At 50.8% G+C, this 17,463-nt stretch carries 20 protein-coding genes; 4 read left to right on the plus strand and 16 right to left on the minus strand.

From position 1 onward, the window contains the following. The first annotated feature begins 33 nt into the window (after nucleotides 1-33). Complete coding sequence (locus KU392_RS10645) at nucleotides 34-1,287, plus strand: nucleotide sugar dehydrogenase (protein ID WP_217735280.1); 1,254 nt, start codon at nucleotides 34-36, stop codon at nucleotides 1,285-1,287. Beyond that, entirely contained in the window at nucleotides 1,287-2,972 is a 1,686-nt protein-coding gene (pgi, locus tag KU392_RS10650) for a glucose-6-phosphate isomerase (RefSeq protein WP_217735281.1), read from the plus strand. The genes KU392_RS10645 and pgi overlap by 1 nt, the downstream gene beginning before the upstream one ends. A gap of 4 nt (nucleotides 2,973-2,976) precedes the next feature. On the opposite strand, the gene KU392_RS10655 is transcribed toward pgi, so the two are convergent. The 5 genes from KU392_RS10655 to KU392_RS10675 form a co-directional block, all read right to left on the minus strand. Continuing rightward, nucleotides 2,977-3,978 carry an Ldh family oxidoreductase gene (locus tag KU392_RS10655; protein WP_217735282.1) on the minus strand — a complete coding sequence of 334 codons (1,002 nt, stop codon included), beginning with the start codon at nucleotides 3,976-3,978 and terminating at the stop codon, nucleotides 2,977-2,979. A gap of 23 nt (nucleotides 3,979-4,001) precedes the next feature. After that, nucleotides 4,002-4,931 (minus strand): hydroxyacid dehydrogenase, encoded by a 930-nt coding sequence (locus KU392_RS10660; RefSeq protein WP_217735283.1) that lies wholly within the window; start codon nucleotides 4,929-4,931, stop codon nucleotides 4,002-4,004. A gap of 18 nt (nucleotides 4,932-4,949) precedes the next feature. Further along, the gene (locus tag KU392_RS10665; protein ID WP_217735284.1) at nucleotides 4,950-5,948 is read right to left on the minus strand and encodes a Bug family tripartite tricarboxylate transporter substrate binding protein; all 999 of its coding nucleotides are present in this window, start codon (nucleotides 5,946-5,948) and stop codon (nucleotides 4,950-4,952) included. 64 nt (nucleotides 5,949-6,012) lie between these two features. After that, nucleotides 6,013-7,188, minus strand: coding sequence for a UxaA family hydrolase (locus KU392_RS10670; protein ID WP_169293932.1), 1,176 nt, complete (start codon nucleotides 7,186-7,188; stop codon nucleotides 6,013-6,015). A gap of 68 nt (nucleotides 7,189-7,256) precedes the next feature. After that, the gene (locus tag KU392_RS10675) at nucleotides 7,257-7,538 is read right to left on the minus strand and encodes a UxaA family hydrolase (RefSeq protein WP_169293931.1); all 282 of its coding nucleotides are present in this window, start codon (nucleotides 7,536-7,538) and stop codon (nucleotides 7,257-7,259) included. A gap of 236 nt (nucleotides 7,539-7,774) precedes the next feature. Here KU392_RS10675 and KU392_RS10680 point away from each other — a divergent pair, with 236 nt between their 5' ends. Together KU392_RS10680 and KU392_RS14390 are read left to right on the plus strand one after the other, a co-directional pair. Beyond that, the gene (locus KU392_RS10680; RefSeq protein ID WP_169293930.1) at nucleotides 7,775-8,506 is read left to right on the plus strand and encodes a GntR family transcriptional regulator; all 732 of its coding nucleotides are present in this window, start codon (nucleotides 7,775-7,777) and stop codon (nucleotides 8,504-8,506) included. Between the two features lie 4 nt (nucleotides 8,507-8,510). Further along, complete coding sequence (locus KU392_RS14390) at nucleotides 8,511-8,633, plus strand: hypothetical protein (protein WP_256368577.1); 123 nt, start codon at nucleotides 8,511-8,513, stop codon at nucleotides 8,631-8,633. Between the two features lie 2 nt (nucleotides 8,634-8,635). Here the strand turns inward: KU392_RS14390 and KU392_RS10685 are convergent, their stop codons facing one another. The 11 genes from KU392_RS10685 to KU392_RS10735 all read right to left on the minus strand — a co-directional run bounded on the left by KU392_RS10685 (nucleotide 8,636) and on the right by KU392_RS10735 (nucleotide 17,462). After that, nucleotides 8,636-9,286 (minus strand): acyltransferase, encoded by a 651-nt coding sequence (locus KU392_RS10685; protein ID WP_217735285.1) that lies wholly within the window; start codon nucleotides 9,284-9,286, stop codon nucleotides 8,636-8,638. Between the two features lie 51 nt (nucleotides 9,287-9,337). Then, a complete protein-coding gene (locus tag KU392_RS10690; RefSeq protein ID WP_217735286.1) occupies nucleotides 9,338-10,087 on the minus strand; it encodes a Phenylacetic acid catabolic protein in 750 nt (249 codons plus the stop codon). A 23-nt stretch (nucleotides 10,088-10,110) separates the two neighbouring features. Further along, nucleotides 10,111-11,187 (minus strand): 1,2-phenylacetyl-CoA epoxidase subunit PaaE, encoded by a 1,077-nt coding sequence (gene paaE, locus KU392_RS10695; RefSeq protein WP_217735287.1) that lies wholly within the window; start codon nucleotides 11,185-11,187, stop codon nucleotides 10,111-10,113. An 18-nt stretch (nucleotides 11,188-11,205) separates the two neighbouring features. Beyond that, nucleotides 11,206-11,721, minus strand: coding sequence for a 1,2-phenylacetyl-CoA epoxidase subunit PaaD (gene paaD, locus KU392_RS10700; RefSeq protein WP_169293926.1), 516 nt, complete (start codon nucleotides 11,719-11,721; stop codon nucleotides 11,206-11,208). Between the two features lie 5 nt (nucleotides 11,722-11,726). Further along, a complete protein-coding gene (paaC, locus tag KU392_RS10705; protein ID WP_217735288.1) occupies nucleotides 11,727-12,500 on the minus strand; it encodes a 1,2-phenylacetyl-CoA epoxidase subunit PaaC in 774 nt (257 codons plus the stop codon). After that, nucleotides 12,500-12,784 carry a 1,2-phenylacetyl-CoA epoxidase subunit PaaB gene (paaB, locus tag KU392_RS10710; RefSeq protein WP_169293924.1) on the minus strand — a complete coding sequence of 95 codons (285 nt, stop codon included), beginning with the start codon at nucleotides 12,782-12,784 and terminating at the stop codon, nucleotides 12,500-12,502. The genes paaC and paaB overlap by 1 nt, the downstream gene beginning before the upstream one ends. 83 nt (nucleotides 12,785-12,867) lie before the next feature. Next, on the minus strand, nucleotides 12,868-13,857 hold the full coding sequence (gene paaA / locus KU392_RS10715) for a 1,2-phenylacetyl-CoA epoxidase subunit PaaA (protein WP_169293923.1): 990 nt from the start codon (nucleotides 13,855-13,857) through the stop codon (nucleotides 12,868-12,870). Between the two features lie 143 nt (nucleotides 13,858-14,000). Then, nucleotides 14,001-14,882, minus strand: coding sequence for a PaaX family transcriptional regulator C-terminal domain-containing protein (locus tag KU392_RS10720; RefSeq protein ID WP_169293922.1), 882 nt, complete (start codon nucleotides 14,880-14,882; stop codon nucleotides 14,001-14,003). A gap of 144 nt (nucleotides 14,883-15,026) precedes the next feature. Beyond that, the gene (locus tag KU392_RS10725; RefSeq protein WP_169293921.1) at nucleotides 15,027-15,728 is read right to left on the minus strand and encodes an ABC transporter ATP-binding protein; all 702 of its coding nucleotides are present in this window, start codon (nucleotides 15,726-15,728) and stop codon (nucleotides 15,027-15,029) included. Next, nucleotides 15,715-16,506 carry an ABC transporter ATP-binding protein gene (locus KU392_RS10730; RefSeq protein ID WP_169293920.1) on the minus strand — a complete coding sequence of 264 codons (792 nt, stop codon included), beginning with the start codon at nucleotides 16,504-16,506 and terminating at the stop codon, nucleotides 15,715-15,717. Before KU392_RS10730 ends, KU392_RS10725 begins: the two co-directional genes overlap by 14 nt. Continuing rightward, nucleotides 16,506-17,462: a branched-chain amino acid ABC transporter permease gene (locus KU392_RS10735; RefSeq protein ID WP_169293919.1), complete on the minus strand. Its 957-nt coding sequence runs from the start codon at nucleotides 17,460-17,462 to the stop codon at nucleotides 16,506-16,508. The genes KU392_RS10730 and KU392_RS10735 overlap by 1 nt, the downstream gene beginning before the upstream one ends. Nucleotide 17,463: the final 1 nt, after the last annotated feature.

A 17,463-nucleotide genomic window follows, 5' to 3' on the forward strand; every position in this document is an offset into this window, starting at 1 on the left:
TAATCCCTGACAGGACTGGAACAGGAAGAACCAATGAAAGTGGCCATTTTCGGAAAAACGCTTTACGCCGGGGTGATGGCGGCCCTGCTTGCCGAGTGCGGGCATCAGGTGTTTTGGTGTGATGCCAGGCAATATGAGCTGTTCAGGCAGCATTTCCCTGATGAAAGCGTTAACCGCTTGCTGGAAAAGCAGTTTGCCAGCGGTTTTCTGGCGTGTAGCGATATTTCCACCCTGCCGCTGGATATCGACGTGTATTTTTTCAGTTTCAGTCCTGCGGAAGAAGCCGCCGGCCTGGCACTGTTGCATCAGCTGGCGCAGCGAACGATCATTCACCCCAAGCTCATGATTAATGCTTCTACCCTGGGTCTTCATGGCACCAGCCGGCTCAGGCAGGTATTGCCCGGCGATGACTGGATTTATCTGCCCGATATTATTCAGGAAGGCCAGGCGCTGAACAGTTTCTCGCAGGTAACGCAGCTGATTGTGGGCTGTACCGAGGCAACCGTACAAAAAAAAGTGCGTGAATTTTTACGTCCGCTGTTCCCCCGCGAGCAGCAGTATTTGTTCATGCCCGTGCTGGATGCCGAATTCACCAAGTTAAGCATTTCAGGCATGCTGGCTACCCGCATTAGCTATATGAATGACCTGGCCGTTGTCGCTGAAAAGCTGGGCATCGATATTTCCCATGTGCGCCAGGGCATGGCGGCAGACAGCCGCATTGGCGCCGCTTATTTGTACCCCGGTGCCGGGTTTGGGGGGGATAATTTCTCTCATGATATTTTAACCCTGTCCGATGCCGTGTCTGATACCGGGGTAAAAAGCCGACTGCTGGCGCAGGTGTGGGAGATTAACGAGCAGCAAAAAGAATTGCTGTTCAGAAAACTGTGGAATTATTATCACGGTGAACTGGCGGGTAAAACAGTGGCCATTTGGGGCGCCTCATTTAAAGAAAATACATCCAATGTGCAGCAGTCACCGGTTCATGTCATGTTAAAGGCCTTATGGGCCCAGGGTGTGACGGTAAAACTGCACGACCCGCAGGCCTTGCCTGAAATCGCGGCCATTTACGGGCAGCGTGATGATTTGGTGTTGTGCAACGACCAATACGAGGCCGTGCAGAATGCGCATGCCCTGTGTTTGCTGACCGCCTGGAAACAGTACTGGAGCCCCAATTACAAGTATTTGCTTCAGCATATGCAGCATCCCCTGGTGCTGGATGGTCGCAATATTTATGACCCCGAGTATGTCAAGGCGCAGGGCTTTGCCTATATGGGGGTAGGAAGATAATGAGTCACCGTATTCAACGTTTGCCACTTAACGATACCCAATCCGTGCTGGCCGGTTTAACCGAAGCCGGCCAACAGTTCCAGTCGGTTCATTTGAAGGATTTGTTCGCCCAAGATGCAGAACGTTTCACACGTTTTCATGTGCGGTTTGATGAGGTTGTGTATGATTTCAGCAAACACCGCCTTGACCGGAAAGTGCTGAACCGTTTGATTGATTTTGCAAATGCCCAGGATTTATCGGGCTGGATCAAGCGGCTGTTTTCTGAAGAAGCCATTAATTACACCGAGCAGCGCAGCGTGATGCACTGGGCCTTGCGCCTGCCCCAAAATGATACCCGCCATCCTGTGCTGGCCCGGCAGGTTCATGCGCAATTGCAGCGCATGTTTGCCCTGGTTGAAAAGATTCATGCGGGCCAATACCGGGGTGCGACCGGCGAGGTAATCCAGGATGTGGTGAATATCGGCGTGGGCGGCTCAGACCTGGGGCCTTTGATGGCCTCACATGCCCTGGCCGATTTCAGGCAGGCAACGGTCAAACCGCTCAACATGCATTTCGTATCCACCATGGACGGCAGCCAGCTGTCTGAACTGCTGCACCGGCTGCGCCCGGAAACCACCCTGTTCATTATTTCCTCCAAGTCGTTCAGCACCATCGACACACTGTCCAATGCGCAAACCGTGCGTTTGTGGCTGGAAAAAGCCCTGGGGCAATACGCGCAGGTGTTGCGACACCATTTTGTGGGTGTTTCCACCAAACCTGAAAAGATGACGGCCTGGGGCATCGCCCCCGAAAACCAGTTCCTGCTTTGGGATTGGGTGGGTGGACGTTATTCTTTATGGTCTTGCATTGGCTTGCCGATTGCCCTGACCATTGGAGTGGAAGGTTTCCGGCAGTTTCTGGCGGGCGCACATGCTATTGACCGGCATTTCCAAACCGCGCCTTTTGCACAAAACATTCCTGTATTAATGGGACTGATTGGCGCATGGAATAATAATTTCCTGGATATCCAGACCCATGCCATGCTGCCTTATGATGGCCGGCTGAAGTATTTTTCTTCTTATTTGCAGCAGCTGGAAATGGAGTCGAATGGCAAATCCGTTCAGCGCAACGGCAAAGCGGTCAACCTTGACACCTGCCCGATTATATGGGGCGAAGTCGGCCCCAATGCCCAGCATGCGTTTTACCAGTTGCTGCACCAGGGTACGCATGCCGTCAGCTGCGATTTCATTGCCCCGGTTAAACGCTATAACGCCAACCAGTTTACCTATGCCGAAAATGCCGAGGCCCTGGTGGCGCAGCACCACCTGGCCCTGTCCAACTGCCTGGCCCAGTCCCGATTACTGGCATTTGGCAACCAGGCGCTGGGGGCTGATGCCCTTGAATCATTGCCCGCTTACAAGCAATATGAAGGCAACCAGCCCAGCAGCACGATTTTGCTCAACGAACTCAGTCCGTACAGCTTGGGCATGCTGATCGCGATGTATGAGCATAAGGTGTTTGTACAATCAGTCCTGTGGAACATCAACCCGTTTGACCAATGGGGCGTGGAAAAAGGCAAGGAAATTGCCAACCAGCTGCTACCCTTGCTGAATGGTGAAGGCGGCAGCCTGGACGGCCTGGATGCCTCCACCCGGGGGCTGATTGAGGTTCTTCAGACTCGTTCCCACGCTCCCGCGTGGGAATGATACCTCAAGCGGCCTGATACCCCATCTGCATCAATAAACTATCCGGAACATCCACCCCTTCACTGGTGGCGATCTTTGCCAGGTCATGACGGCGGGCGCCAGGAAGGCGTACGCCATTATCTTCCAGCATCGCCTCAATCAGGCTTTCAAAACGGTCAAAGTAGGTCTGCTGCCCGGCCAGTGCTTCAGGGTCGATCAAGATAAACACCTGCCCCAGCCTTGGTTTATTCCCCACATCATCGTAAAGAGGGTCGGCTTCAAAACCAAAGCTTGCACCGGTTAAGGCAACACACAACACTTCAACCATCATGGCCAACATGGCGCCCTTTACACCGCCAACCGCCTGCATGCTGCCTTTAAGTGCGGCCTTGGCATCATTGGTGGGTTTGCCCTCGCTATCCAGGGCCCAGCCATCAGGAATGGGTTTATTGTCCCTGGCCGCCAAAATAACTTTGCCGCGTGCCACCTGCGATAAAGAAAGGTCTATCATGACCGGCGCAGATTGAATGCGTGGAAAAGCGGCTGCAATGGGGTTGGTACCAAACAATGGCCGTTTACCGCCCCATGCCGGAATGGCGGATGGAGAATTGCTGAAAGCCAGTCCAATCAGGTTTTCCTGTGCGACCGGTTCAAGATGATAGGCAGCCATACCGAAATGATGGCTGTTGGTGACGCCCGCAATACAAATACCGGTTTGTTTCGCTTTTTTTATTGCCGAAGCAATCGCCAACTCACAGGCGGGGAATGCCAACCCGGTACCCGCATCAACCAGAATGGCGGAAGCCTTTTCTTGCACAATATTGGGTTCTGCATTACCGTCGGCACGGCCTGAAGACAAATGCTGCGCATAACTGGGCACCCGCGATACGCCATGGGTGGCAATGCCCTGGGCATCCGCAAATACCAAAGCATTGGCCGTTAAGGTTGCCATTGAAGCATTCGCCCCTGAAGCAGCCAGGGTATCCCGTGCCAATTGGGTTAATTCAGACAGTGAAACTGTTGTCATACCATTCATCCTTATCAGGCTTATTAAGCAAAATGCCCAATCACTTTCTGTGCAATAACGTCTGAAACCCGCTTGTTGGCTTCCTCGGTTAAGCCTGCAATATGTGGGGTTAATAATAAATTGGGTATCACCGGCAGACAGTTACCTGGCTTTACCGGTTCATCCTCAAAAACATCCAGTGCGGCACCACGCAGTTTACCAAGCTTCAGCGCCTCTACCAAGGCTTGCTCATCAACAATCCCGCCCCTGGAACTATTAATTAATACAGCTTGCGGTTTCATTAGTGAGATTCGTTTTTCATTGATTAAATGACGTGTTTCGGATGTTAATGGTGTATGCAGGCTCACCACATCACTGTGCTGCAGCAACTCATCCAATGACATGCGTGTTGCCCCGGTTTCACGCCAGACAGGACTGTCCACCCCGATCAAAGGATCATAGGCAATAATTCTCATACCCAGCGCCCTGGCAAGACTGGCGGTTAACCTTCCTATGCTGCCAAAGCCCACCAATCCCATGGTTCGGCCCGCACATTCCAGGCCATTGCTCAACCGCGTACGAGGCCACTTACCTTCCACTATTTGCTCGCTGGAATGATAAGCGCCCCGTAGCAATATGAAAGCGCTGGCAATCACATACTCAGCCACCGCTTGGGCATTGGCCCCGTAAGCCGGATAAACGGTAATACCTTTTTCTTCACACAACTGAAGATCAATATTATCCAGGCCCACCCCCAACCTTCCCACCACCTTCAGTTGCGGGGCATGCTCCAGCAATTCCCGGTTGACCTGCGTCCTGTTACGTACGATAAGGACACGGGCATTGGTCAAAGACTGAAAAAGGGTTTCACGTTTATCGACAAGATCCGGGCGGTAATCAACCTGTGCCTTCTCGCGCAGGCAATCCACGGCGGTATCGTCCATAAATTCAGAAATAACAATAAGGTGGCTCATAATAATTATATGCAGTCGTTAATTAACTTTAATATCGGCATCTTTAATGGTTTTGGACAAGGCCTGGATCTGTTCATTCAAATACGTTTTGAACTGATCGGACCCCATTGGGTCGGGAATAAAGCCCAGCTTGACCAGCTGCTCACCGATTGCCTTGTCACCCACAACCTTGACAACACGATCACTGATTTCCCTGACCAAAGCGGGATCAGTGCCTTTGGGTGCCAGCAAGCCGGTAAAGTTGTCCACCTTTAATCCAGGCAAGCCCGCCTCTGCCGTCGTGGGCACATCCGGAACGGCCGGTGCCCGCTGGTCTGATGTCACGGCAATCGCCCGCAATTTACCCTGTTGCACGTATGGCAGGGATTCCGGGTAATTAGAGAAGACCACATCCAGCTGACCACCAATTAAATCCACCATGGATGGCGCACCGCCTTTATAAGGAACATGCGTCATTTTCGTGCCAGTCAGGTCCTGAAACAAGGCCATGGCAATATGGGGAGGTGTTCCGGTACCGCTGCTGCCCACATTCAGGGTTTTCTTTTGGGCCGTATCAATCAGGTCCTGCAGGGTTTTGATAGGGCTATTTTCCGGCACGACCACCATAATTGCCGAAGACGCAATTTTTGCAACGGGGACAAAGTCTTCTTCAACATCATAGCCGGCCTTTTCCCCAAACAGGGTTTTATTAACAGCATGTGTCATGGTAATGGCCAACCAGGTTGTACCATCCGGTTTTGCACGCGCCGCCTCGGCGGCACCCAGGTTGGCATTGGCGCCGGCTTTATTGCTGACAACAATATTCCAGCCCGTTTTATCGCCAATCCCCTTGGCCATCATGCGCGCGGCAACATCGGTCAAACCACCCGGCGCAAAGGGAACAATATACGTAATATACTGGGTCGGCTTCCAATCGGCGTGTGCCACGGGTGCCAGCAGCGGACTGGCGGCACAGAAAACTGATAATACTCCAAACTTCAACATCCTTCTTTTTGTTACATTAAAACAATGCTTCATGGGGTGTCTCCTCCACGAGTAGGATTAATGGCCGGTTTGTTTTTTTATGAACCGGCCCTGAAAATCAGGCACTTTCGAATAAGCGAGTCAATACGAATTCACGATGGCCAAGCGCTTCAGCCGCTGTCCAACGGCCATTCGCCGTTTCCAGCATGCACTCAAGCAATTTATCGCCCGCCTGATCCAAATTGATTTCACGTTGCAAAAGTCCTGATGTATCCACATCTATATGTTCAGACATGGTTCTGACTGTGCGGGGGTTCGCACAAATTTTAATAACCGGCACAATGGGGTTGCCAATCACGTTACCTTGCCCTGTCGGGAAGAAATGCACCACATAGCCTGAGGCGGCACATAATGTGACCATTTCAGCAGCGGCTGAGGAGGAGTCCATAAACCAGAGTCCTTTACCGGTGGGCATTTCCGCCTTGTCCAGAACGCCATCCACAATACATTTTTTACCAATCTTCTGAATATTGCCCAGCGCTTTTTCTTCAATGGTGGTCAAACCGCCGGCAATATTGCCCTTCGTTGGCTGAGACTCGGACAGATCCGAGGTTTTCCAGCGGTTGATCATGTCCTGGTAACGGTTAAACATGAACATGAAGTCTTCACGCACTTTATCATTGGCACATCGTGCCGCAACGATTTGTTCACCGCCCGTTAATTCAGAGGTTTCGCCAAACACCAGCGTATTGCCATTGGCATAGAGCTTGTCAAACGCATCGCCTACCGTCGGATTTGCCCCGCATCCTGACGTCGTGTCTGACTCACCGCATTTGGTGGATACCCACAATTCGGAAACCGGGCATTCTTCTCTTCTCAGGCTGGTGGCATAGTGCACAAATTCTTTAGCCTTTTTGGATGCACGCATGATGGTGTCATGATCGCCATGCATTTCAATGCTGAATCCGGCGACCGGCTTACCGGTGACGGCTATGGCATCCACAATTTTCTTGGTCCAGCCTTCTTCAATACCAATCACGATAACCGCTGCCACGTTCGGGTTACAGCCCGTGCCAATCAGGGTACGGAAATGCAAATCCAGATCGGCACCAAACTGAAGGCGGCCATAAGGGTGAGGCAAGGCAAGGGTTCCTTTGATATTGTTGGCAACCGCCTCAACTGCCGCATTGGAAATATCATCCACGGGAAGAATGATGACGTGGTTACGGACCCCTACCCGTCCGTTGTCTCTTCTGTAACCATAAAAAGTGGTATTTGAATCAATAATAGCCATTGTAAATTCCTGGTAAATATGTCTATAAAAAATAGAATGAGATGAACAGCGAAGTCAGTCGGGATTGATTACCAACGCTTGGTTTTGATGTTATGCACATGAGCGTGGTCGCCCGCCCTGATGGGCGCCACCACCTTGCCAATGTCCACGCTGTACTTGAACACCGTGTCACCTTCTTTCATGTCTACCAAAGCCACTTTATGACCAATAGGAATATCCTGTGTGGCCTTGACGGAAATGATTTTGTCTTCTTCCATATTCCAGCAGCTAAGTTCCGTACCCGCCGTTATCCCCTCTACCACGGCAACCGCTACGGTATCTTTTGAATCATGCAATACGGCATGGATCATTGTCTTCTCCTTTAATTTCAATTGAATAAGCAGTGCTTGAATCGACTTACCTTTAGGATAGATAAAACATTTTTCTGAATTTTTTATCTACTGTTGAAATAATATTAATCATATTAATCATATAAGTCAACTAAATCATCTATATGAATTTTTTAGTGTTAGAATTACGCATCTGCCCATGGAACCAACATTCCGTCCGTGATACCATCGCTTAAACAAGTTACATTTTGATCTATATGAATAAAAAAAATTATTTCGTTCCGGGAACACCGCTATACTTTGCTGTCAAGCAATCATTACTGGCATCACTGGCAAGTGGAGAGTGGGTCAGGGGCGAAGCCATTCCTCCAGAAAACCAGCTTGCAAAGAAATTTGGTGTCTCTATCGGCACACTGCGCAAAGCCGTTGATGAACTGGTCAAGGAACATATTCTGGTCCGTCACCAGGGACGCGGCACATTTGTGGCCACGCAAGAAAGTGACCAGCATTTTTTCAGGTTTTTCCGCATCCAGCGCCGGGACGGCCTCAAGTCCTATCCTGTTACACAGCTTCTGAAATTCCAGAAAAAAAAGGCGTCCAAAGAAATCAGGGAGCAGCTTCAATTAGCCAAAGATGCCTATATTTTTGAGTTTTTCAATTTACTGAGTCTGAATGATGACCTGGTCATGATTGATGAAATCCAGGTTCCCGAGAATCTGTTTTCCTCTCTGACAGAGAAAAGTTTAGCCGAGCGCTCAAGCACGCTTTATAATTTTTATCAGAATAATTTTGGTGTGAATGTGATTGATACCAAAGAAAAATTAATCACTTGCCAAGCCAACAAAGACATTGCCGCCTGGCTGCAAGTACCCGAAAATACCGCCCTGCTGCAAATTAACCGTATTGCCTATACGTATAATGAAAAACCGGTAGAGTTGCGACAATCCTATGTCAATACTGAAAAATACGAATATATTGCCAAGGAATGACCTGGTGAGTGAAACGGTTCCCACGCACAGAGCGTGGGAACCAGAACCCTTGCTTAATGGTGAAGGCGACAACCTGGACAGCCTGGATGCCTCCACCCGGGGGCTGATTGAGGTTTTGCGGGGATGAGTTCACTCCGCGTGGGAATGCATACCCGCAGACACGCCCGCATCCTGCTTCAAGCGGGCAATAAACAAAGGGTCATATTTGGGTGCACGAACCCGCTTCCGGTTGGCTTCCGGCCGGGTTAATGGTTCGGCCACCTGCTTCGTACTGTTCCTGGATTCCAGCGCAAGCCGCTGGTAAACCAGGGTGCCTTCACGCTTCCAGGCTATTTCTTCCGGTTTTAATGGTCGCACGACACTGGCAGGAGAGCCCAGTGCCAAATGGCCGGCTGGAATTTCCATGGAAGCCTTTAAAAAAGACATGGCACCAATGATGGCGTTTTCACCAATCACCACCCTGTCCATGACCACGGAGTTCATGCCTACCATTGCATTTTTACCTACCCGACAGCCATGCAATATCGTGCCATGACCAATATGGCCTTCTTCTTCCACAAGCACTTCAGCATCAGGAAAACTGTGTGCCACGCAGTTATCCTGAAAATTTGCGCCCGCCAGCAACTGGATACGGCCAAAATCACCACGCAATACGGCGCCCGGCCCCACATAGCAGGCCGGACCAATCAGTACATCACCAATCAACGTGGCTGCAGGATGGACATAAGCAGAAGGATCAACAACAGGAATCACACCATCAAAAGAAAAAATCTGAGCCATTAAACAAATACCTCCAATGATTGGCAAGCATAATCAAAACACTGTTTTATATTACTGAACACGTAATCCCAGCGCCTGGAAACTGTTTTTAACCAACGACTCCCAGCGCTTCAATTGGTTTTCAGTGCTTTCATGACGCAATCCCAGCTTGCGCAACATCTCATATCGTTCGGCATTCTGCTGACCGAAACCGGCCGCAACCCTGGGGTACCAATAATCCACGCTTTGCTGCAAGGACTGTTGATGTTCACCGGTTTTAAGCAGCAACGCCAAACCGTCCTGTGACAATTGGGTGTGTTCATGCTCGCGTGGCGCGATTTCCCGGAAAGCCACGGCCAATGGATCATACGAAACACGACCCAACTCTTCAAGCTGGACTTGTGCTGCCAAGCCTTGCATCGCAGTCATCACCAGCGCATCAGCCCAGTTAAGCAGCGGGAAATAAAACACGGGCAAACGCATATCCGCCGCCTGGCGCTCTTTAGGCACATCACTGTCACGGTGAAGGCGGAATGCCCACTCATGCTGTTTTTCATAGCGCTCGGCATCAGTACCAAATCCACTTAAAATCCGTAATACCCGCTGGGCATGATCGGCTTTTTCCAGTGTAATACGACTGGCCGCAATGCGTGCTTTAATATCCGGTGCAAAATTAATGGATGAGGCAAAACCAGCCGAAGCAGCCAATTCGCTATCCACAAACACAAACATCATGCGCATCAGTTCGGCACGGTAACGGGCCGGTGCATTTTCAGGAGAACTGAAAACGCCCCCCTGGGCCAGATACTCTTCAACTTTCATGTTATCAAACATCCTGCAGCTCCTTATTCGTCAAAACTGACGGTAACCCGATCACTCTGGGGATAACACTGACATGTCAGCACATACCCCTGTTCCACTTCATAATCTTCCAGTGCATGGTTAACAGCCATTTCAACTTCACCTTCCAGCACCTTGGCTTTACAAGTGGAACAAATACCCGCTTTACAGGCATAAGGGGCATCCATATTGTTTTCCAGTGCGGCATCCAGCAAACTTTGTCCTTCTTTGGGGAATTCAAACTTATGGGCCACGCCATCCAGAGTGACGGTTGCCACGCATTGGTCGGCGGTAGTGCGGGTGGCCGATTTCACAACCGGTCGGCTTAAGCGGCCGGGCTGGGACGAAGCAAAAAGTTCAAACTTGATATTTTCTTTGGCCATCCCATGCGCTTTCAGGGCATCGGCAATCGTCAGCATCATGGCTTCAGGACCGCAGATAAAGGCAGTATGGACTTGCTTCAGATTAATCCAGCTGTTAAACAGCGCATTGCATTTTTCAGTGTTGATGCGGCCTGAAAACATCTCGTTTTCCTGCCCTTCGCTTTCAAGAAAATGGATAATCGAAAAACGTCCCATATACTCGTTTTTCAGGTCTTCCAGCTCTTCGCGAAACATAATGGAACCCACCTGGCGATTGGCGTAAACCAGTGTAAAACTGCTCAATGGCTCTTGTGCCAGGGTGCTTTTGATGATGGAAAGTAATGGCGTAATTCCGCTGCCACCGGCAAACCCCAAATAATGTCGCTTGTTATCAGACGCCAGCGGTATATGGAAGCTGCCCATGGGCGGCATTGCTTCCAGGACAGTACCGGCACTCAGGTTTTCGTTGGCCCAGGTGGAAAAGGCACCGCCATCCACCCGTTTAATGCCCACCCGTATAACTCCCTCATCAGGGGCCGAGCAGATAGAGTATGAACGACGCAGCTCATCACCATCCACCCCGTGCCGGAAGGTCAGATACTGGCCGGGAATAAACTTGAACAATGCGTCATCTTCCTGACGCGGTTTTAATGTGACAACAACGGCATCACGGGTGTCGTGATGCACATCCAGAACTTGCAAAGGGTGAAAGCGTGTCATGAGCTCCTCCGCTAATGATTAAATACATTTAAAATAATCAAATGGTTCCAGACAATCCTGGCAGCGATAATTGGCTTTGCAAGGTGTGGAACCAAACTGACTGACTCGTGTGGTGTGACGGGAGCCACAGCGCGGGCAGGCAACCGTAAGGTTGTTTTCTGTCCGCAACCAGATACGGGTACCCGTATCGGTGCTTTCCTGTGTAACCGGCGGCGCAATACCGTAATCGCGCAACTTTTCCCGCCCCTGCTCACTGATCCAGTCAGTACTCCAGGGAGGAGACAGCTGGCGTTCCAGACGCAGGTTTTCTATGCCATGCGAACGTAAGGCCGCTTCAATATCCGCGTTTATGACTGAGGTGGCCGGACAACCTGAATAAGTGGGTGTTACCACAACCACCAGTGTTTCACCCTCGTAATACAGCTCGCGGATAATGCCCAGATCCACCAATGAAATAACTGGAATTTCCGGATCTGGCACGGCGTCCAGCCATTGCCAGACCTGTTCCAGCTCTGGTCGGGATAAAGTATTCATGCTTATCACCATGCACAGCCCGGGTAGGCGCGCTGCAAGAATTGCATTTGCGCCAGAAGGTGTCCCAGGTACTCGGTATGCCGACCCTGTTTGCCACCTTTATGCATGAAAGGATTATCAGGTAAAGTAAGGGTGGCCTGCTGCATGACTTCCTGCACACATGCCAGCCAGTCATCACGCAAACTTTCCGGCAAGGGGGCGATACCGGCCTTGGCCAGCGCAATGTCATGCTCGTCACCCATAAACATTTCCCCTGTATAGGCCCACAAATCATCAAGCGCCGCCTGCATGCGGGTATGGCTTTCAGGAGTGCCATCACCCAGGCGGATGAGCAAATCACTGCTTCGTTCAAGATGATAATTCACCTCTTTAATCGCTTTGGCGGCAATTTCGGCAACGCTGGCATTGGTTGACTTCATCAAGGCCTGTAATTGCAGAAAATGCCAGGCATCAAATAAAAACTGCCTGACGATAGTATGGGCATAATCACCATTGGGCTGCTCTGCCAAAAGCAAATTACGAAATTGCGCACAGTCCCGTAAATAGGCCAGTTGATCGGCCGTTTTTCCCTCGGCCTCAAGCTCTGCCGCCATCCCCAGCCAAAATTGGGTTTGACCGATAAAATCCAGGGCAATATTGGCCATGGCAATATCTTCTTCCAGGACCGGTGCGTGACCGCACCATTCTGAAATACGGTGTCCCAGCACCAAGGTGCTGTCGCCCATTCTCAATAGCATCTGCTGCAAGGCCGTTGAAGTATCTGAATGTGCTGTTTTCATTACATACTCCCCACTTCCTTGGGAATTTTAAAAAAAGTAGGGTGTCGGTAAACCTTGGAATTTGAAGGTTCAAACAAGGGACCACGTTTGGATGGTGCGCTGGCCACCACTTCTTCAGACCTGACAGCCCAAATACTGACCCCTTCATTGCGGCGGGTATATACATCACGGGCATTATTAATGGCCATTTCTGCATCAGGCGCATGCAGGCTGCCCACATGACGATGACTTAAACCATGCTGACCACGAATAAATATTTCCCATAAAGGCCATTCTTGAGACATGATATGTCCTCCTTTTCTCATTGATTGTGACTAAATATCCAAATTTGACCCGCTTTGCAAAGCGGTCTTTGCCCATTACCGTTTTAGACAGCCTGTTTACGCAAAGGCAATTTTTTCGCATAAGCCGCCAGGCCTTCGCGAAACCACTCCCCATCTTTCCAGGCATTGATCCGGGCTGCCATGCGGTCTTTATTACAAGGACCATTACCGGCAATCACGTCAAAAAACTCATTCCAGTCGGGTTGGGTAAAATCATAGGAACCGCGTTCTTCGTTCCACACCAGATTCTCGTCAGGAATGGTCAGACCCAGATATTCCGCCTGAGGCACAGTCTGATCCACAAACTTCTGACGCAATTCATCGTTCGTATTAATCTTGATTTTCCAGGCCATGGACTGCTCTGAATGCACCGAATCTTTATCAGACGGGCCAAACATCATCAATGCCGGATACCAGAACCGGTTCATGGCATCTTGAGCCATTGCTTTTTGCTCGGGACTGCCCTGGCACATTTTGATAAGCAGGTCATAACCCTGACGCTGGTGAAAGCTTTCTTCCTTGCAGATACGGATCATCGCGCGACTGTAAGGACCATAAGACGTACGCTGCAAAGCCACCTGGTTCATAATGGCGGCACCATCCACCAGCCAGCCCACGGCACCAATATCCGCCCAGTTCAGGGTCGGATAATTGAAAATAGACGAGTATTTCATTTTTCCGGCATGCAGCAGTTCTGTCATTTCATCCCGGCTGATACCCAATGTTTCGGCCGCGCTATACAGATACAGGCCATGACCGGCCTCATCCTGGACCTTGGCCAGCAAAATTGCCTTGCGTTCCAGCGTGGGGGCACGGGTAATCCAGTTCCCTTCCGGTAATTGCCCCACCACCTCTGAATGGGCATGCTGGCCAATCTGGCGGATCAGCGTTTTACGATAACCCTCTGGCATCCAGTCTTTGGGCTCTATTTTTTCCCCTTTTTCAATACGTGCCATAAAGGTTTTTTCTTCCTCGGACATTTCTCCGATTGCACGTACACGATCACTACCCGTATCAATTACCTGTGCATACATAAATTTCACCTCTGCTTTAAACGCTACACCCTAAATTAACAAACCGACCGGACGGTCACTTATAAGGCTATATTAAGCCATTCAAAACATTACAATTCAATAAGTATTTACCATTAAAATGTAATGTTTGAAGATAAAAAAAATCAATCCAGTTGCGACAAACACACCAAGCGCTGCTGCAAAGATTGCCCCTGCTCGATTAAAACGCCATTGTTATCAACAAACTTACCGGACACATAAGCATCTGCCTTATTGGACAATGTCAGATACAAGCGGGCAAACAAAGATCTGGCCATATGCCCTTCCCAGTTTTCCGGCAAAGCTTCGCGGGGCAAATGGGGAGCCCGCAATGCAACATAACGATATTGGTGCACCATTAATAAACGAAGAGTTAGCGCTTCCTCATCGCCCAGTTTTCCCAACAGGCCCTCTACCGGCTGAAAATTCCTGATAAACGTCCGGTAGGCTTCGGCATAAACAGCCAGATCCCAGTGAGCTGCCGCAAAACTGCGCATTTGGTCTTGCCCTTGAATGACCCCGGCTTTCCAAACAAGCGCTTCGGGTGACAAAGGCACGTCATCGGGACCAAAGGCCAGCCTGGGATTCAAGGCCGCATAACCCAGTCTTTTCAGGCCGCGCATTGACACATCCGCATTTTCTCCATCCAAATAAACCAGATGCCATTGCTGGGCAACCCGGGAGGCATACAGCACCCTGGCCGCATAAGCAAATTCGGCTCGAGCGGCAGGCGTAAGACGATAAAAACTGCGCCGCCCGATACGCTCGCCAGTCAGCTGCCCGGCAGCCACCAGGCGCGACACGGCCGTACGCACCAGATTTTCACTGATGCCTGCCATGGCACAGGTTTCTATGACATTGCCCATCCACAATACGCCCCCGCGCGGCTCCACCACATCTCCATACAGCGTGACAATAAACGCAGCCGCCTTCAGCGGGACGGCATGCAACAATTGCCTGGTCAGCATATCAACTTCATTGACAGAACGGGAAACAGATTTGGACATTAAATATTTACACCAATAAAAACCAGAAACTCAAAATGTACCAGCTTTTGCCACCGATTACTGGCAGCAATATGTTTTCAGACCGGTTTTCAAGTATGCCTCACACCGTTTTCTTCCTGCATTCAGGCATGAGGCACGGCTTATTTACAAGCCCAAATACGCCGAACGGATACGGGGGTCGACAATCAACGCCTGCGCCTCTCCTGACAGTGTGATGTGCCCGGTTTCCATGACATAACCACGATCGGCAATCGACAAAGCACCAAAGGCATTCTGTTCAACCAGCAAGACCGTGACATCCAGGCTTTTCAGGTTTTTGACCACATCAAAAATCTGCGCCACCAGAATGGGTGCCAGCCCCATGCTGGGCTCATCAAGCAACAGGCATGACGGCCGGCTTAACAAAGCCCTGGCAATAGCCAGCATCTGTTGCTGCCCACCCGACAAACCGCCTGCCGGCAGGTTACGTTTTTCCCGTAATATGGGAAACATGTTAAAGGCATCCTCCATATCACGATCCACCTTGTCATCCGTGTACAGGTAAGCCCCCAGACGCAGGTTTTCCTCAACACTCAGGCTGGTGAAAATCTGCCGGCCTTCAGGCACCTGTGCCAGGCCGTGTTTGACTCGACGATAAGCAGGTACGGTATTGAAACTTTCCCCCCGAAAAACAATATTGCCGTCCTGTATGGGCTGGATGCCTGACAGACAGTGCAATAATGTTGTTTTGCCCGCTCCATTGGCGCCAATCACCACCACAATTTCTCCAGCACTGATCTCCAGACTCACGCCATGTAACACTTCTATCCGCCCATAACTTGAGCGTAACTGACTAACACTCAGCATAACGTGTTGCCTCCTCTGTAGCGGCTACCCCCAGATAAGCCTCGATAACCCGCGGATGACTGACGACCTCGGCGGGTGTGCCTTCCGCAATTTTCTCACCATGATCCAGCACGACAATATGATTGGAAATACGCATCACCATTTTCATATCGTGCTCAACCAGTAAAATGGCGGTTCCGCTCTTGGCCACTTGCGCCACCAGTTTTTCAATTTCTTCGGTTTCCACCGCATTGCAGCCGGCAGCCGGTTCATCCAGAAGTAAAAGCTGCGGTTGCAAAGCCAGCGCCCTGGCAATTTCCAGGCGCTTTAATGCACCATAAGACAGGGAGCCGGCTTCAAAACCGGCCGCCCGCTCAAGCCCCACCGTTTTAAGCAGCTCCATCGACTGTTCTTCTGAACGCTTCATACGACGCCGTGCAGACGGCAAGCCCAGCAAATCCGCCAATAACGACCCATTTTCCTGCAGGTGGAATCCTGTCGCGACATTTTCCAGTACGGTCATTGCTGAAAATATCTGCAGGTTCTGAAACGTCCTGGACAGGCCACGACGGGCCAGCAAATGTGCGGGCATCCCCGTCACCAGCTCTCCCGCCAGGCGAACTTCACCCTGTTGTGGACTATAAACCCCCGACAACATATTGAATAAAGTGGTCTTACCTGCGCCATTGGGTCCGATGACCGAAACAATCTGTCCCTTATCAATCGAAAAGCTGACATCCTGCACAGCCCGCACGCCACCAAATGAAATGCTCACTCCTTTTACGTCAAGCAGACTCATCAACCTCTCCCCCGTACCATACGTACCAGACTGGGTAACACGCCACCGCGCAGAAAAATCATCACCAGCATCATGATCAAGCCCAGAACAATCTGTTCATATTCCTGTAAAAAGGTCAGTATCTGTGGCAATGCCGTCAACAGGGTCGCTCCCAGAATCGCCCCGACCACTGACGCCGCGCCACCCAGTACCGCCATGGTAACGATTTCAACCGAATGCATGAAACCCGCCACATCGGGGGTGACAAAGCGGTTTTGCATGGCCAGTAAAGAACCGGCGATCGATGCATAAACGGCGGAAATAACAAAGCCGCGCAATTTGAACCGGGCCACATCGATACCAACAGTACGTGCCGCCACCTCTGAACCATGCAAGGCATGCAAGGCACGACCGGTCGCGCTATGCTTTAAGTTCAGGGCTATCCAGACGCCGATCAGCAGAACAAACCCATTGAAGGCATACCAGAACTCGGCATTGTTGAGCGAGATTCCCCAGCTTTTGAGCAAAGCCCTGATCCCGGGATCGGCAACCACCATGCCATCAGGTCCTCCGGTGAGCCAGGCCTCGTTGTTCAGCACCATAAAGATCAGCATGCCAAATCCCAATGTGGCGACAGACAGGTAGTAACCCCGCAGTCGCAGGATGGGCCGCCCCACCACCCAGGCCACAACACCGGAAACAACGGCCCCCAGAACGGAAGCGGTTAACACCGAAACATTGAAATGAACCGGGGCCAGGGCACAGGCATAGGCCCCTATCCCGATAAAGCCGGCATGTCCCAGGCTGATCTGCCCGACATACCCCGTCAGGATCACAATACTGATCACCGACAGACTATTGACAAACACCAGGGAGCCTATGCGCAAATAATAAGAGGAAGGGAAAAACAAAGGGGCCAGCGCAATCAACGCCAGCAATACCAGCAAGGTTACCTGTTTGGAAGAAAGTCTTTTCATT

The organism is Advenella alkanexedens (genome assembly GCF_019132845.1).
In the GTDB taxonomy this organism is placed as follows: Bacteria; Pseudomonadota; Gammaproteobacteria; order Burkholderiales; family Burkholderiaceae_B; genus Advenella; species Advenella alkanexedens.

What these genes read in the sequence shown, in the direction of transcription:
- KU392_RS10665 (WP_217735284.1), bottom strand. Translation starts at nt 5,948, where the DNA reads ATGAAGCATTGTTTTAATGTAACAAAAAGAAGGATGTTGAAGTTTGGA.
- KU392_RS10720 (WP_169293922.1), bottom strand. Translation starts at nt 14,882, where the DNA reads ATGTCCAAATCTGTTTCCCGTTCTGTCAATGAAGTTGATATGCTGACC.
- KU392_RS10680 (WP_169293930.1), top strand. Translation starts at nt 7,775, where the DNA reads ATGAATAAAAAAAATTATTTCGTTCCGGGAACACCGCTATACTTTGCT.
- paaB (WP_169293924.1), bottom strand. Translation starts at nt 12,784, where the DNA reads ATGTCTCAAGAATGGCCTTTATGGGAAATATTTATTCGTGGTCAGCAT.
- KU392_RS10730 (WP_169293920.1), bottom strand. Translation starts at nt 16,506, where the DNA reads ATGAGTCTGCTTGACGTAAAAGGAGTGAGCATTTCATTTGGTGGCGTG.
- pgi (WP_217735281.1), top strand. Translation starts at nt 1,287, where the DNA reads ATGAGTCACCGTATTCAACGTTTGCCACTTAACGATACCCAATCCGTG.
- KU392_RS10725 (WP_169293921.1), bottom strand. Translation starts at nt 15,728, where the DNA reads ATGCTGAGTGTTAGTCAGTTACGCTCAAGTTATGGGCGGATAGAAGTG.
- KU392_RS10675 (WP_169293931.1), bottom strand. Translation starts at nt 7,538, where the DNA reads ATGATCCATGCCGTATTGCATGATTCAAAAGATACCGTAGCGGTTGCC.
- KU392_RS10660 (WP_217735283.1), bottom strand. Translation starts at nt 4,931, where the DNA reads ATGAGCCACCTTATTGTTATTTCTGAATTTATGGACGATACCGCCGTG.
- paaD (WP_169293926.1), bottom strand. Translation starts at nt 11,721, where the DNA reads ATGAATACTTTATCCCGACCAGAGCTGGAACAGGTCTGGCAATGGCTG.
- KU392_RS10690 (WP_217735286.1), bottom strand. Translation starts at nt 10,087, where the DNA reads ATGAAAGTTGAAGAGTATCTGGCCCAGGGGGGCGTTTTCAGTTCTCCT.
- paaE (WP_217735287.1), bottom strand. Translation starts at nt 11,187, where the DNA reads ATGACACGCTTTCACCCTTTGCAAGTTCTGGATGTGCATCACGACACC.
- paaC (WP_217735288.1), bottom strand. Translation starts at nt 12,500, where the DNA reads ATGAAAACAGCACATTCAGATACTTCAACGGCCTTGCAGCAGATGCTA.
- paaA (WP_169293923.1), bottom strand. Translation starts at nt 13,857, where the DNA reads ATGTATGCACAGGTAATTGATACGGGTAGTGATCGTGTACGTGCAATC.
- KU392_RS10655 (WP_217735282.1), bottom strand. Translation starts at nt 3,978, where the DNA reads ATGACAACAGTTTCACTGTCTGAATTAACCCAATTGGCACGGGATACC.
- KU392_RS10685 (WP_217735285.1), bottom strand. Translation starts at nt 9,286, where the DNA reads ATGGCTCAGATTTTTTCTTTTGATGGTGTGATTCCTGTTGTTGATCCT.
- KU392_RS10670 (WP_169293932.1), bottom strand. Translation starts at nt 7,188, where the DNA reads ATGGCTATTATTGATTCAAATACCACTTTTTATGGTTACAGAAGAGAC.
- KU392_RS10645 (WP_217735280.1), top strand. Translation starts at nt 34, where the DNA reads ATGAAAGTGGCCATTTTCGGAAAAACGCTTTACGCCGGGGTGATGGCG.
- KU392_RS10735 (WP_169293919.1), bottom strand. Translation starts at nt 17,462, where the DNA reads ATGAAAAGACTTTCTTCCAAACAGGTAACCTTGCTGGTATTGCTGGCG.